17 protein-coding genes and 1 other annotated feature are annotated in these 15,368 nt (G+C 35.0%); all 17 genes read left to right on the top strand.

Annotated elements, in window-relative coordinates:
- Positions 1 to 116: 116 nt before the first annotated feature.
- The 17 genes from thrS to FC37_RS05370 all read left to right on the top strand — a co-directional run bounded on the left by thrS (position 117) and on the right by FC37_RS05370 (position 15,097).
- Complete coding sequence (thrS, locus tag FC37_RS05450) at positions 117 to 2,051, top strand: threonine--tRNA ligase (RefSeq protein ID WP_025005314.1); 1,935 nt, start codon at positions 117 to 119, stop codon at positions 2,049 to 2,051.
- A 158-nt stretch (positions 2,052 to 2,209) separates the two neighbouring features.
- Positions 2,210 to 2,737, top strand: a complete 528-nt coding sequence (locus tag FC37_RS05445; protein ID WP_025005315.1) for a hypothetical protein — start codon at positions 2,210 to 2,212, stop codon at positions 2,735 to 2,737.
- Positions 2,738 to 2,818: 81 nt separating this feature from the next.
- On the top strand, positions 2,819 to 3,190 hold the full coding sequence (locus FC37_RS05440; protein ID WP_025005316.1) for an ACT domain-containing protein: 372 nt from the start codon (positions 2,819 to 2,821) through the stop codon (positions 3,188 to 3,190).
- A gap of 6 nt (positions 3,191 to 3,196) precedes the next feature.
- On the top strand, positions 3,197 to 4,447 hold the full coding sequence (locus tag FC37_RS05435) for a DUF389 domain-containing protein (RefSeq protein WP_025005317.1): 1,251 nt from the start codon (positions 3,197 to 3,199) through the stop codon (positions 4,445 to 4,447).
- Between the two features lie 97 nt (positions 4,448 to 4,544).
- Positions 4,545 to 6,242, top strand: a complete 1,698-nt coding sequence (locus tag FC37_RS05430) for an aryl-sulfate sulfotransferase (protein WP_025005318.1) — start codon at positions 4,545 to 4,547, stop codon at positions 6,240 to 6,242.
- Positions 6,243 to 6,295: 53 nt separating this feature from the next.
- Positions 6,296 to 6,407 (top strand) — a sequence feature (ribosomal protein L20 leader region).
- 25 nt (positions 6,408 to 6,432) lie between these two features.
- Complete coding sequence (gene infC / locus FC37_RS05425; protein WP_081776552.1) at positions 6,433 to 6,966, top strand: translation initiation factor IF-3; 534 nt, start codon at positions 6,433 to 6,435, stop codon at positions 6,964 to 6,966.
- A 21-nt stretch (positions 6,967 to 6,987) separates the two neighbouring features.
- Entirely contained in the window at positions 6,988 to 7,188 is a 201-nt protein-coding gene (gene rpmI, locus FC37_RS05420) for a 50S ribosomal protein L35 (protein ID WP_014918452.1), read from the top strand.
- A gap of 43 nt (positions 7,189 to 7,231) precedes the next feature.
- Positions 7,232 to 7,588 carry a 50S ribosomal protein L20 gene (gene rplT, locus FC37_RS05415; protein ID WP_005719897.1) on the top strand — a complete coding sequence of 119 codons (357 nt, stop codon included), beginning with the start codon at positions 7,232 to 7,234 and terminating at the stop codon, positions 7,586 to 7,588.
- A gap of 135 nt (positions 7,589 to 7,723) precedes the next feature.
- Positions 7,724 to 8,248, top strand: coding sequence for a YqeG family HAD IIIA-type phosphatase (locus FC37_RS05410; protein ID WP_025005320.1), 525 nt, complete (start codon positions 7,724 to 7,726; stop codon positions 8,246 to 8,248).
- Entirely contained in the window at positions 8,241 to 9,350 is a 1,110-nt protein-coding gene (gene yqeH / locus FC37_RS05405; RefSeq protein ID WP_056945534.1) for a ribosome biogenesis GTPase YqeH, read from the top strand. The genes FC37_RS05410 and yqeH overlap by 8 nt, the downstream gene beginning before the upstream one ends.
- A 10-nt stretch (positions 9,351 to 9,360) precedes the next feature.
- Positions 9,361 to 10,017, top strand: coding sequence for a nicotinate-nucleotide adenylyltransferase (locus FC37_RS05400; protein WP_025005321.1), 657 nt, complete (start codon positions 9,361 to 9,363; stop codon positions 10,015 to 10,017).
- A complete protein-coding gene (gene yqeK, locus FC37_RS05395) occupies positions 9,998 to 10,591 on the top strand; it encodes a bis(5'-nucleosyl)-tetraphosphatase (symmetrical) YqeK (protein WP_056945533.1) in 594 nt (197 codons plus the stop codon). Before FC37_RS05400 ends, yqeK begins: the two co-directional genes overlap by 20 nt.
- Before the next feature lie 20 nt (positions 10,592 to 10,611).
- The gene (gene rsfS, locus FC37_RS05390) at positions 10,612 to 10,959 is read left to right on the top strand and encodes a ribosome silencing factor (RefSeq protein ID WP_025005322.1); all 348 of its coding nucleotides are present in this window, start codon (positions 10,612 to 10,614) and stop codon (positions 10,957 to 10,959) included.
- A gap of 5 nt (positions 10,960 to 10,964) precedes the next feature.
- On the top strand, positions 10,965 to 12,116 hold the full coding sequence (locus FC37_RS05385) for a nucleotidyltransferase (protein WP_025005323.1): 1,152 nt from the start codon (positions 10,965 to 10,967) through the stop codon (positions 12,114 to 12,116).
- A gap of 1 nt (position 12,117) precedes the next feature.
- Complete coding sequence (locus FC37_RS05380) at positions 12,118 to 12,672, top strand: DUF177 domain-containing protein (RefSeq protein ID WP_025005324.1); 555 nt, start codon at positions 12,118 to 12,120, stop codon at positions 12,670 to 12,672.
- A gap of 162 nt (positions 12,673 to 12,834) precedes the next feature.
- Positions 12,835 to 13,551, top strand: coding sequence for a response regulator transcription factor (locus FC37_RS05375; protein WP_025005325.1), 717 nt, complete (start codon positions 12,835 to 12,837; stop codon positions 13,549 to 13,551).
- Positions 13,529 to 15,097 (top strand): HAMP domain-containing sensor histidine kinase, encoded by a 1,569-nt coding sequence (locus tag FC37_RS05370; RefSeq protein WP_025005326.1) that lies wholly within the window; start codon positions 13,529 to 13,531, stop codon positions 15,095 to 15,097. Before FC37_RS05375 ends, FC37_RS05370 begins: the two co-directional genes overlap by 23 nt.
- Positions 15,098 to 15,368 lie beyond the last annotated feature (271 nt).

Genomic DNA, 15,368 nt, shown 5'->3' with positions numbered 1-15,368 from the left:
ATCTGTAAAGAGGTTAGATTACGCTAACCTGAATTTTGGGTGGAACCACGCTAATTAACGTCCCAGTGCATTCTCGCACTGGGACTTTTTTTATTATATTTTTTCTGGAGGAAAATATGAGTTTTTCAATCACTTTGCCTGATGGCTCAAAGAAAGATTTTGAAGAAAGTTTAACTATTGCTGACTTAGCTCACAACATTGCAACTTCACTTGGTAAAGCTGCTGTTGCTGGTAAGGTTAATGGTGAAATTAAGCCACTTGACTTCAAGCTTGATAGTGATAGCGAAGTTGCTATTATTACTGATAAAGATGAAGAGGGCTTAGACGTTTTACGTGCTACTGCTGCTTTTGTATTTGAAGCTGTAGCTAAGCGTGAATATCCTGAACTTCGTTTAGGTGAACATGTTGCCGATGAAGGTGGTTTCTACGTTGACACCGATAAAGATGACCAAATTAAAGTTGGTGAATTACCAAAGCTTGAAAAAGCTATGCAAAAGGTAATTAAGAACGGTGAAAAGATTGAACACGTTCAAATTGCTAAATCAGAACTTGAAGACCTTTACAAGAATGATAAGTTCAAGAGCGAACTTCTTGCTAAGGTTGAAGGCGATACTGTTGATGCTTACAAGCTTGGCGATTTTGTTGACTTTGGTTTTGATGCTTTACTTCCAAACACTGGCAAGATTAAGCAATTTAAGTTATTGTCAGTAGCTGGTGCTTACTGGTTAGGTAAGTCATCAAACCCAATGCTTCAAAGAATCTTTGGTACTGCATTCTTTAAGGAAGCTGATTTAAAGGCTGATCTTAAGCGCCGTCAAGAAATTAAGGAACGTGACCACAGAACTATCGGTCGTGACCTTGACCTCTTCTTCGTTGACCCTAAGGTTGGTGCAGGTCTTCCTTACTGGATGCCAAAGGGTGCTACTATTCGTCGTGTTGTTGAACGCTACATCATTGACCGTGAAGTAGCTGACGGTTACCAACACGTTTACACTCCAGTACTTATGAACCTTGATGCTTACAAGACTTCAGGTCACTGGGCACACTACCGTGATGACATGTTCCCACCAATGGACATGGGTGATGGCGAAATGCTTGAACTTCGTCCAATGAACTGTCCTTCACATATTCAAATCTTTAAGCACCACATTCGTTCATACCGTGATCTTCCACTTCGTGTTGCTGAACTTGGTATGATGCACAGATATGAAAAGTCAGGTGCTTTGTCAGGCCTTCAACGTGTACGTGAAATGACTTTGAACGATGGTCACACATTCGTAGCACTTGATCAAGTTCAAACTGAATTTGCTAAGATCTTGAAGTTGATCATGGACGTATACAAGGACTTCGATATTACTGATTACTACTTCAGACTTTCATACCGTGATCCAAAGAACACTGACAAGTACTTTGCAAACGACGAAATGTGGGAAAGAAGTCAAAAGATGCTTAAAGGTGCGATGGATGACCTTGGCCTTGACTATGTTGAAGCTGAAGGTGAAGCAGCCTTTTACGGTCCTAAGCTTGATATTCAAACTAAGACTGCTTTGGGTAATGATGAAACTATGTCAACTATCCAACTTGACTTCATGCTTCCAGAAAGATTTGGTTTAACTTACGTTGGTCAAGATGGGGAAGAACACCGTCCAGTTATGATTCACCGTGGTATTGTTGGTACTATGGAAAGATTCATTGCTTACCTTACTGAAATTTACAAGGGTGCCTTCCCAACTTGGCTTGCACCAGTTCAAGCTGAAATTATTCCAGTTAACAACGAAGCTCACGGCGAATACGCTGAAAAGGTTCGTGCAGAACTTGCTAAGCGCGGCTTCAGAGTAGAAGTTGATGACAGAAACGAAAAGATGGGTTACAAGATTCGTGAATCACAAACCCAAAAGGTACCTTACACTTTGGTATTAGGTGATGAAGAAATGAAGTCAGGTAAGGTTAACGTACGTCGTTACGGTACTGACGAAGAAGTTTCTAAGAGTCTTGACGACTTCATTAACGAAATTGATGCTGATGTTAAGTCATACTCACGTGAAAACTAATTAAATAAATAGTTAATTAAGGCACTTCATGAATATTCATGGAGTGCCTTTTTGACGTCATAATTTTGTAACATTTGTAAAATAAATGTAAAATTTATTGCTTCATCAAGCATTTTTTGTTGCATAATATCTGTAAAGATTTCTGTGGAGGATTTAAGATGAAAAAGAAATTTTTATTATTACTTAGTGCATTTTTATTAGTTCTTGGTTTGGCAAGTGTATCATCAAAGACTGATGCTGCAACAATTAAAGCAACCGATTGGGGTGCAAAGAAAGTATTTACTACACCTAAGAAAACTCGTAGTACTTGGTACTACAGGGAAGACAAAAAGGTAAAGAAATTCAAGATTACAGCGCACACTATTGATGGAGTTAAATTATACAAGGACTTAAGCGGAAAGACTTCAGATAAATGGGTCAATAAGCTGATTAAGGCTGATAAAAAAGCAAATTATAAATTAGCTGATAAAGTTGGTGAATCAGCGTGGGCTTGCCATACAATTAAGTACCATAAGATTACTGGATTTAATGCTGACGGCTGGCTTGCAGGTAGCGGAGATGGGTTTTACTATGTTCCCGTTAAAAAGAATGTTAAAGGAAAGAAAGTCAATGCTTTGCGTGTAGGTGAAGGTGCTGGAAATTATCTTTCATACTATGCTTACAAGAGTAGAAAATTAGTTAAATAAAGTTTAATGAAAAGGAACGAAGTGTATCCATTTCGTTCCTTTTTGTGTTTTAATAGGAAAAAATGATAAAGGAGAGTATATATGAAATTAACTATTAAGAAGTTGCCATATCAATTAACAGTTTGTCAATTGAGTGATATTAAAGATTTAAATTTTAAAAATGATTTTTATTTTTTTGCCAAGACTGATGAAGAATTATCTTTAGTCTGCGAAACTAAAAATGCTCCAAGCAAAACGATTAATCGGGAAGATGGTTGGCGTGCATTCAAAATAGAAGGACAATTAGATTTTTCATTAATTGGAATTTTAGCTAAAATTGCGCAATTATTAGCAAATAATGGTATTTCTATTTTTGCTGTGTCAACTTTTAATACTGATTATGTTTTAGTTAAAGATAATAATTTTGATCCAGCTATAAAAATTTTGTCAAAAAATAATTATGAGATTAAATAAGAAAAAATGAGTAGAAGAAACTATTTAAGCCCACAATTTCTTACCAAAATAAGTGATGATGGCACCTTAAATATAGAAAGCTTAATTATTTTAACTTGTGCGATCTTTATTGCAAGTATCGGGTTAAATGTGAATTCAACAGCTATAATTATTGGTGCGATGCTTATTTCACCTTTAATGGGTTCCCTTTTAGCCATCGGTACAGGATTGGCGCTGTATAACACCAATATTTTACGAAAAGGTGCCATTTCTTTATTAGCCGAAATTATTATTAGCTTAATTGCTTCAACCATTTATTTTCATTTTTCTCCGTTGACTTATGCTAGTCAGGAAATTATTGCTCGAACATCACCTACTATTTGGGATGTAATGATTGCCTTTTTTGGTGGTAGTGCAGGTATTATTGGAGCACGGAAAAAAGGTGCAAATAATATTGTTCCTGGTGTAGCAATAGCAACGGCATTGATGCCACCGCTTTGTACCGTTGGTTATTCAATTGCAGCCGGAAATCTTAAGTATTTCTTAGGTTCAAGTTATCTATTTTTGATTAACTGCGTTTTCATTACCCTTACAGCATTTTTAGGTGTAAAAATCATGAAGTGGCTAAGTCATTCAGCAGGTCAACCTGGACTTAGTTTCTTTCGCAAGCCAACTTTAAAAGAAGTAGGAATAGTCATGGTAGTAATTATTTTGATTATTCCAAGTATCCTTTCAGCCGGTCATATGGTAAATAAGACTTTGGTTGATCAAAATGTGCAAAATTTGGTTGCCAATGAATTGGGCGATGTTGATTTAATCAAAGAAAATGTTGATTCGCAAGAAAAGACTATTAATCTTACTGTGTCGGGTAATAAGATTAGTGCTAAGAAAATTAAAGCGGCCAAAGCTAACTTGGACGAATATAACTTAAAAGGTTATTCCTTGAATATTGTGCAAGTGGCACAAGTAAATCCTAACGCGGAGAATCAATTAGATAGACAAGTAAATAATATTATCAATCAACGTCAACGCGAACAAGAACAAGCAAATGAGAAGAGACAGCAAGAACAGGAAAAGCATAATCAAGAAATTCAAAAATTGTCTCCTACAATTTCTTCTGTTACTGCGGTAAGTGATAATAAAAATAAGCAAATTACTTTGGTGGAGTTAAAGAAAGATATTTCTGCCAAAAAGAAGAAGGCCTTAGTAAAACAAATCAAGAAAAAATATCCAAATATTAACTTAGTAGAGTTTGTGCAAGAAAGCGAGAAAGAATAAGCGTTAAATTATTTCTTAAGTCGTTTCTCTGTTAATATTTTGTAATATACGAATATTAGAATGAACTTGATGGGTTTATTTTAAAGGAGAAATTTTGGTGAAAAGTAATAGAATTTTACTCGCACTGGCAATGAGTTCGTTCATGCTGACGACACCTGTTGTGATGCTGCATGAACAATCGAAAACAGTTTTAGCACAAAAGAAAAATGGAAATGCTAAGAAAACTAAGTTAAGTGACAGTCAAATCATTAAAAATTTAGGTGTCAAAAAAGTAGCAAATCCAAGTAATGATGCTCTGACTACCAAATATGCAAATATTGTAAAAGGCCAACAATATACTTGGGAAAGTCCTTATATTAAGGTCAATCCTTATGAAAATTCGCCGCTGACAGCGTTAATGACTTTTCATACTGATCAACCTACCAAAATTAGTTATAGAGTAATTGGAAAAACAGCCAATACTACTATTAAAAATGAAGTTAAAGGTTATCAAACGAATCATCAAGTACCTATCGTAGGTCTATATGCTGGGTATGATAATTCTGTTGAAGTAACAATGACTGATCAATTTGGCAATAAACAGACCAAGACAGTTAAGATTAAAACAGCTAATTTACCTAAATGGATTAAAAGTTTTCCAATTAATGTCACTGTTAAAGACAAGGCTAAGATGAGCTTAGGCTCAAATGAATTGACTGTTTTAAACAGGACCACTAAGCAAACCTTTGCTGTAGACGGTGATGGAGAAGTACGCTGGTACTATTTACGCTGGAATGAGCATATTTTTGAACAATTGAATAATGGTCATATTCTCTTGTTCAATAAGATTAAATCCGGTGATGAAAAGTATAATATGTTGGTTGAAACTGACTATTTAGGTCGTGTATATCGTCAATTCAGTTTTGATAAAACCTTGGGTGGCAGTTATGCTGGAACCGCTGGCTTATCATTGGTTCACCATGATGTGGCAGAAATGCCCAACGGCAATTGGCTCTTAACTGTTGATGATGGCAGCAAGTATGTAGAAGATACGATTGCTGAACTTAATCCTAATACTGGTAAAATTGTTAAAGTAATTGATTTTAAGAAGATTTTTCCAGAATCAATGTACAAAAAGAGCAAAATCAAAGCCAATGACAATACTAGTAGCGGATTAGGACTAATGGATTGGCTGCATATTAACACCATTGATTATGATGCCAAAACTGGCAATATTTTATTGTCTGCGCGTAACCAAGATATTATTTGGTCAATGAATTATCAAACTAAAAAGATTAACTGGATTTTTACTAGTAAGCCGGCTAAGGAGTGGCCTAGTTCATTCCATAAATATCTGTTGAAGCCAAGCAAGGGGACAAAATATCCAGGTGGTCAACACGGAATTTACTTGTTAAAAGAAACAGGAAATAAATTAGATATTTTGCTTTATGATAATAATATTGCTGTTACTAACGGTGATAAGAAGCAAAGTGGCAAGTTTTCTGCTGCTACTGAATATCAAATTGATACTAAGAAAAAGACCATTAAACAAGTTTGGAGTTATGGCAAGAATTTAGGTAAACAAAACTTTACCGAAGTTATTGGTTATGCACAACGCTTGAATAATGGTAATACTCTGATTAATTTTGGTTTAAAAAATAAGGGTAAAGAAAGCAATATAATTGAAGTTGATGCCTATGGAAATCAAGTCTTTAATTTGACTATTACTAATAGTGCTAAAGATATGACATATGTATATCGTGCATATCGGATGCAATTTTATCCTGATAATTATGTTTTTGATGCAACTAAATAATTGCACATCATGTATTGACGCAGCTGGTTTAAACGCGTATAATACACCTAGTTGAGAACAAGAAGAAGCTCCCGCTTCTCGCCTAAGTTAAGTTAACCTCTGGGCTGATCGATAATTTCTGTTGATTAAAGGCGGGTGATTCTTATCCCGCCTTTTTCTTGTCCTCAAATTAACACGGAGGTGAATAATCATACCAAAAAGTTTAATCTTAAACGAAAGAATTCGTGCACGCGAAGTTCGTTTAATTGATGAAGATGGTCAGCAAGTTGGTGTTGTATCTAAGAATGAAGCTTTGCATAAAGCAAGTGATGCTGGCTTAGATTTAGTTCTTATTTCACCTAATGCTAAACCACCTGTAGCACGTATCATGGACTACGGTAAATATCGTTTCGAACAACAGAAGAAACTTAAAGAATCCCGTAAAAAGTCCAAGACAGTTAGTGTCAAAGAAATTCGTTTGAGTCCAACTATTGAAGGCAACGACTTCGAAACTAAATTGAAGCATGTTCGTAAGTTCGTTTCTAAAGAAGGAGCTAAAGTTCGTGTATCAATTCGTTTTAGAGGTCGTGCCATCACTCACAAGGAATTAGGTCAACAAGTTCTTGAAAAGATGGCTGAAGCAACTTCAGATATTGCTAATGTTATCAGTAAGCCTAAGATGGAAGGCCGTTCAATGTTCTTGATGTTAGCACCTAAGAGTGATAAGGACAAAAAGAAAAAGTAGTTAATTGGAGGAAATAGAAATATGCCAAAGATGAAAACACACCGCGCTTCTGCTAAGCGTTTTAAGAGAACTGCAAATGGTGGCTTGAAGCGTCACCACGCATTTACTGGTCACCGTTTCCACGGTAAGACTAAGAAGCAACGTCGTCACTTGAGAAAGGCTGCTATGGTTTCACGTAGCGACATGAAGCGTATTAAGCAAATGCTTGCTCAAATGCACTAATTATTAGTTCTTTAATAACTGACTATAGTAGGAGGAATTTTAAATGCCAAGAGTTAAAGGTGGAACTGTAACACGTCAACGTCGTAAGAAGATCATGAAGCTTGCCAAGGGTTACCGTGGCGCAAAGCACATGCAATTTAAGGCCGCAAGTACTCAATTATTTGTTTCATACAAGTACGCATTCCGCGACCGTAGAAGACGTAAGAGCGAATTCAGAAAGTTATGGATTGCTCGTATTAACGCAGCTGCAAGACAAAATGATATTTCATATTCTAAGTTAATGCACGGCTTGAAGTTAGCTGGTGTTGACATGAACCGTAAGATGTTAGCTGATATTGCTTACAACGATTCAAAGACTTTTGCACAATTAGCAGAAACTGCTAAGAAGGCATTGAACTAATATGACTATGAATAAGGATCAGGAGATATTCCTGGTCCTTGTTTTTTTATGATTTTGCAAATATTCTAAGACAAAAATTTCTAATGCAACTCCATTTTTGATATTATAGAGAATGAGAAAAAATGGAGAGTTTTTATGTTATTTAGACCAAAATATACAATAAATACAATTTACAATTTGGACCCCGTCAAGTTGAATGAAATGGGAATAAAAGCAGTTTTTTCAGATTTAGATAATACATTGCTTGCATGGAATAAGTTTGAAACTGCTAAAGAGATGGATAATTTTAATAAAAAACTTGCTAAAGCTAATATTAAATTGATAGTTATTTCCAATAATAATGCTGAAAGAGTTGGTAAGGTATTGAATCCATATCATATTGATTTTGTTTCTGAATCTCGCAAACCGTTACCTTTTGCGATCACGCGTAAACGCGAAGAGATGAAATTAGCTAAAGATCAAGTAATGATGGTTGGTGACCAGCTGATTACTGATATGCAAGCCGGGAATTTAGCAGGAGTAGAAACTGTTTTAGTAAAACCATTGGTTGAAACTGATAAATGGAATACGCGAATTAATCGCTTTTTTGAAAAGATTATCTTTTTCTTTCTTGGTTTATCACATCGAGTAACCTTTAAGGAGAATTTGCAAAATGGATGAGGATATTATTTGTATTGGCTGTGGGGCAGTTCTTCAGTCTGATGATCCACAAAAGGCGGGTTATTTGCCAAAGAGCGCTCTTGAAAAAGCAAAAAATGAAGAAAATACAGATGTTTATTGTCAACGTTGTTTTAAATTACGTCACTATAATGAAATTATGCCAGTAGATTTAAACAATGATGACTTTTTGGCTTTGCTCAATTCTTTAGCTGAGAAAAAAGCTTTGATTGTCAATGTGGTTGATCTATTCGACTTTTCTAATTCTTTGTTATCATCTTTAAAGCGTTTTGTAGGGAATAATGATTTTATTCTTGTTGGAAATAAATTTGATCTTTTTCCTAAGAATTCTAAGCAAAGCAAAATTAAGGATTGGATGAGACAAGAAGCTAATCGCATGGGGCTTTATCCTAAAGATATTTTCTTAGTTTCTGCTAAAAAGAAATTAAATTTAGAAAGTTTGATTTCATATATTAATGACCAATCTCAAGATAAAGATGTCTACTTTGTAGGGACAACTAATGTCGGTAAGTCAACTTTAATCAATGCAATCATTGACATGATGGGTGATATTCAAAATCTGATCACAACGTCACGTTTTCCAGGTACTACTTTAGATCAAATTGAAATTCCGCTTGAAAATGGACATTTTTTGATTGATACGCCAGGAATTATGACAGACAATCAACTAGCCACTCATCTAGATGCTAAGGATTTGGAATTGATCTCACCTAAGAAACCGTTAAAGCCAGCTACTTACCAACTTTTGCCAGGGAATACTCTGTTTTTGGCTGGATTAGGTAGAATTGATTACCTTAAAGGTGAATCAACTAGTTTTACAGTTTATGTAGCACGTAACATGTATGTTCATCGAACAAAAACTGCCAATGCAGATGCGTTTTATGAAAAACATAAGGGCGAATTATTAGCACCTCCATCTCCAGATGATAAAATGACACCACTTAAGGGAAAAGAATTTAAAACGGAATTTAAGAGTGACCTATTATTTGGAGGCATTGGTTTTGTAACTGTGCCAAAGGGCTGTTTAGTTAAGACATATACGCCAGATGGTATTGGCTTGGGTATTCGTCGTGCATTAATTTAGAGGTTTGCGTATGGTTAATCCAAAATGTATTGAAAAAGAAGCACCAACTGTTGAAGAAAAAGCTGAATTAGAACAGGAAAAGGGCAGAGGCCGGCAAATTGGAATTATGGGTGGTACTTTTAATCCAGTCCATATTGCCCATTTGGTAGCTGCAGAACAAGCAATGACTAAATTGCGTTTAGATGAAGTTTGGTTTATTCCAGATAATATTCCGCCACATAAAAATGCACCGCTAACTTCAGCCAAAGATCGAGCAACTATGCTTGATTTAGCAACCAAAGATAATCCTAAATTTAGAGTGAAGCTGTTGGAGTTATTCCGCGGAGGTGTTTCATATACTGTAGATACAATGCGTTATCTAAAAGAAAAAGCACCTCAAAATAATTATTATTTAATCATGGGTAGCGATCAGGTAAACAGTTTCCATACTTGGAAAGAAGCATCTACTTTAGCTAAGTTAGTTACCTTGGTTGGTATTCGTCGCCCAGGTTATCCGCAAGATCCGCAGTATCCAATGATCTGGGTAGATGCACCCGATATTCGATTAAGCTCGACTGCTATTCGTCGTTCTGTAGCTACTGGAACTTCAATTAGATATTTAGTGCCTGAAGCAGTTAGAAAATATATTGTGGAAAAGGGGCTTTATCTTGACGAAACTAATTTTTAAAAAGACATATTCACCATTAACAAGCGCTGAAATTATTGCTAAGGAAAAGGCAAATATGGATGATAAAAGATTTCAGCATTGCGTTCGAGTTAGTGAGACTTCACGTAAATTAGCCAAATTGAATGGTTATGATGAAGATAAAGCAGCACTTGCAGGTTTTGTTCATGATTATGCAAAGCAAGTGCCTGTAGAAGAATATGTTAAAGTAATTAAAGAGCAAGATTTTGATCCAGATTTACTTAATTGGAATCGCGCTATTTGGCACGGAATCGTTGGAACATATTTTGTAGAACGTGATTTGAAAATTCGAGATCCTGAGATTTTGACTGCTATTCGCCGTCATACTACTGGGGATGTAGAAATGACCACCTTAGACAAAATTGTGTTTATGGCGGATTTTATCGAGCCTGGTCGTGATTTCCTAGGTGTTGACGAAGCTAGAAAAATAACCTATGCCAATTTAGATAAGGGAGTAGGTTACCAACTGGCTCATACTTTAAGTTTTTTAATTGAACAAAGAAATAAAGTTTATCCACGTACTTTAAAAGCTTATAACGTTTGGAGTACAAAATAGTTTTATAAAGGAGAAAAAATTTGACTAGTCAAGAAATTTTAGATTTTACAACTAAAGCAATTAGTGATCGTCATGGTGAAGATACCGAAGCTTATGATATGCGCGGTATTAGTATTTTAGCTGATTATTATGTAATTACCAGTGCTGGTTCTAATCGTCAACTTCATGCTATTGTTAACTCAATTGTAGAAGCAGCACATGAAAATGAATATAGTGACTACCGTATTGAAGGTACTAGAGATTCAAATTGGCTTTTGCTTGATTTAGGCGATGTAGTAGTTAATGTCTTTACCAAAGAAGCTCGTGAATTTTATAATCTTGAAAAATTATGGGCTAATGGTAAGCAAGTTGAATTAAAGGAAGATTAATAAAAATGAGCGTTGTCGGGATTATTGCAGAATTTAATCCTTTTCATAGTGGTCATGAATTCTTGCTAAATCAAGCACGGTTAATTGCTGGGAATGATCCAATTGTAGTTTTGATGTCTGGTAATTATGTGCAGCGTGGAGAAATGGCGATTATGAGTAAGTGGCAACGGGCTAAAGCAGCACTTCAATCAGGTGCAGATTTAGTCTTTGAGACGCCTTTTTCAACCGCTGTTGAACCGGCAGACTTATTTTCATTAGGCAATATTGAACAATTAGCTAAATTAGGCGTGACTGATCTTGTTTTCGGCGTTGAAGATGCTAACCTTAATTTTGCATATTTGGGCAGTAGAATTGCTGAAATCCCCCAGAATCATATGGATTTTAAGGATTACAGCCAGACTTATTCAACCCAGTATAATCAGATGGTAGCTCGTGAGGTAGGACATGAGGTTAATCAGCCTAATGCAATTTTGGGTTTGGCCTATGCAGTTGCAAATCATAATTTAGGTTCACCACTGAAGTTACATCCTGTTAACCGAATTGGAGCGGGACATGATGATCTTCTGCAAAGAAATGGCGTAGTCCAAAGCGCAAGTGCTATTAGAAATTTACTGCTCCATGGTGAGGATACGAGTAATTTAAAATACTGGATGCCTAAAGCCGAAGCAATTGAACTGAGCAAGCAACAAGTTTATCCTAATTGGAATTTATTGTATCCGTTTTTAAAATATCGGATCGAATCTTCTTCAATTGAGGATTTAAGACAAATTTATCAAATGAGTGAAGGCTTAGAGTATAAAATGAAACAAGAAATACATTTATCTCGTGATTTCACAGAATTTTTACGTAGGATCAAATCTAAACGATACACTTATTCTCGTTTGCGTAGATTAAGCCTTTATACGCTTTTAAATGTTACTCAAGATGATATGATTGCTAGTTTCAATCAAGAATCCTTAATGTTATTAGGATTTAGTAAAATTGGACGTCAATATTTGAAGAAGAATCGAAAAGATTTTCAAACTGAAATTATTTCTAAAGTAGATAAGCGAAGTGCTAAAAGCGGTTCACTTGCATTGCAAGTTAGAACAGATCGTTTATTTGAACAAATAATGGGTGTTGATCAAAACTTTGGTCAACGACCAATTGAGGTGTAATATGTTAGAACTTAGTTTTTCTAGAATAAGAAATAGTTCTGAGCCGTTAACACATATTGAACGTGATGTAGAAATGCGACCAGAATTTTTCAAAAGAAGCAAGGATCTTTTAATTGATGCCAAAAACGTATATGTTTCTGGAGATTTGTTTTATCAAGAGCCCTTTGTAACTGGAAATTTTCATGTTACTGCTGATTTAGTGGTTCCATCAAGTCGAAGCTTGCAGCCTGTTAAATACCATGAAGATTTTACTTTTACAGAAAATTATCTTGATCGAAAACCAACTAAAGAAGAACTTGAAGATAATGATACAATTGTTAAAATTGAAAATGATGTAATTGATTTACAGACAGCAATTGAAGATAATATGTTACTTAATATTCCGACCACAATTTTAACTCCTGAAGAAAAGGAAAAGGATATCTATCCTGAAGGTAAAGGCTGGGAAGTAGTTTCTGAATCAGCATTTGAAGAAGGAAAGAAAAATCAAGTAAATCCTGCATTTGCCAAATTAAAGGTTTTATTTGATAATAATGAGAATAATAAGAAAAAGTAAGATTATCTAATTGACTAAGAACGATCAAAGAATTTTGGCTTTGATTGTTTTTTTATCTTGTTTTGAGGGCACTTTTAAAGTATCCTTTAATTATAAAAACATTTTTTAATATATTTGTTAGTATTTAGAGAACCAAATTGATCGATGAGGAATTGAATTAACATGGCAAAAATTCTAATTATTGAAGATGAAAAAAATTTAGCTCGTTTTGTGGAGTTGGAATTACAACACGAGAATTATGAAACTGTAGTAGAAAACAATGGTCGTAAGGGACTAGAAGATGCCCTTAATCAAGATTTTGATGCAATCCTGCTTGACTTAATGTTGCCGGACCTGAATGGATTAGAAATTGCTCGTCGTGTTCGTCAGGTGAAGACTACGCCTATTATTATGATGACCGCACGTGATTCTGTTATTGATCGCGTTTCAGGTTTGGATCATGGTGCAGATGATTATATTGTTAAGCCATTTGCAATTGAAGAACTTCTTGCTCGTTTACGTGCTGTTTTGCGCCGAGTAAAGATTGAAAAAGATGCTTCTAAGGTTACTGTAGCTAAGCAAAAGATTGTGAAATTTAAGAATTTAACAATTGAAACTGCTAATCGTATTGTTCACCGCGGAGATGGCAAGGCAATCGATTTAACTAAGCGCGAATACAACTTATTAATGACTTTAATTGAGAATAAGAATAACGTTGTTAGTCGTGATCAATTGCTAAATAAGATTTGGGGTCCAGAATCTAATATTGAAACTAACGTTGTAGAAGTTTATGTTCGTTACTTGCGCAATAAGATCGATGTTCCAGGACAATCATCTTACATTAAGACGGTTCGTGGTACCGGTTATATGGTAAGAGATGAAGATGATGACCAAGAATAAAAATGAAGAGACCAAGCATTCATCGTTAATTGTGCGATGGGTAAGTATCGTTGCTTTAACGATTACGGTCTCTTTTGTCATATTTTCAGTCGTTGTTTATCAAATTGTTAGTCAGCAATCATTAGATCAGCAGCAAGAGACATCGCGCAATGTAGTGACTACGCTAGATAGGACGTTAAGTTCAATTCCAGATGAATTGCAGATATCTAACGTAATACCATCTCTTTCTCCGGCTACTAGACGAATTCTAAAGGGTGGGCCAGTCATTAGCAATAAAGACACCACTAATAATGCGTTTAGCGATAATTTGATTGCTTCTATTTCTAATCCTGATATTAATGCGGCTGTTTATAATAAACATGGTGAGATTGTTTTTACTAATGGAAACGTGACACCAAAATTCAAACCGTTTAAAGAAGTAGAGAAAAATGAAATAATTAAACGCAATGGTCATCAAATTTTATTGACTTATCAAAAAGTTTATTCATCCGTAAACAATAAGTTGACAGGATATATTGTAGTTTCTAACAATATGACATATTACAATAGTTTGATGAAGAACTTATTGCGTTCAATGATTGTAATATCAATAATTGCGATTGTTGTGTTTGTAGTGACTTCATATATTTTGGTATTCAATGTTGTTAAGCCGATTAAACGGATGTCTAAAGTTGCTCAGGAAGTTAACGCGGATCCTAATAGTGGAGCACGAATTAAAGAATTAAATCGTGATGATGAATTAGAAGATTTGGCCACTTCGATTAATCAAATGTTGGATAGAATGCAGAGCTACATTGAACAGCAGAAGCAGTTTGTAGGGGATGTTTCGCATGAATTGCGCACACCTGTGGCTGTAATCGAAGGGCATCTGAATATGCTCGAACGTTGGGGTAAAGATGATCCACAGATTTTAGATGAATCAATTAAGGCCTCCTTGCAAGAAGCTGACCGGATGAAACATCTGATTCAAGAAATGCTTGATTTAACTAGGGCTGAACAAATTGATGTGCAATATCCACATGAAGTAACAAATGTTTATGATACAGTTAAGCGAGTAGTTGCAGATCTAGCCATGGTTCATCCTGATTTTGAAATTAGACTTGACGAGGATGATTTACCTCAAGGTACCGAAATTCAAATATATCACGGTCATTTAGAACAATTACTAGTGATTTTAATTGATAATGCGATTAAATATTCAACCGATCTTAAGCAAATTAATGTTTCTGCTGGGTTAACCAAAAAAGAAGTTAACATTATTGTTCAAGACTTTGGTGAAGGTATTTCTAAGGAAGATCAAAAGAAAATCTTTAATCGTTTTTACCGAGTGGATAAGGCAAGAACTCGTGAAAAGGGCGGCAATGGCTTAGGCTTGTCTATTGCCCATAAACTTGTAGACAGCTATCATGGTGAAATTAGTGTAGAGTCTGTTGAAGGACAAGGAAGTCAATTTAAGTTAACTTTCCCACTTCTTTCTAAAAAGAAGGCTGCTAAATTGAAGAAATTAAATGAAAATTCTGAATTGCCAAAGAGTAATTTGGAATAATGAAAAAATAGTAATTTAATTTTAAATAATTAAAAGCATCAAGTTGATTTGAAAAACTTGATGCTTTTTGTATGCAAAAATATATTATTTGATTATTAAATAACAAAAATATTATTGAATAATAGAAATGATTAAAGGGATTGCTAAGATAGCGTACTCGCTAGTTTTAATGATATTGAATAAAACACTGGAATTACGGTGTTCTTAGCATAAACAGAATTAAGCAGAAATAACAAAACAATATTATATAATACGCGTACACAAAAGTCAC

Source organism: Lactobacillus gallinarum DSM 10532 = JCM 2011, assembly GCF_001434975.1.
Classification (GTDB): Bacteria; Bacillota; Bacilli; order Lactobacillales; family Lactobacillaceae; genus Lactobacillus; species Lactobacillus gallinarum.
This window is presented reverse-complemented; position numbering and strand designations above follow the sequence as displayed.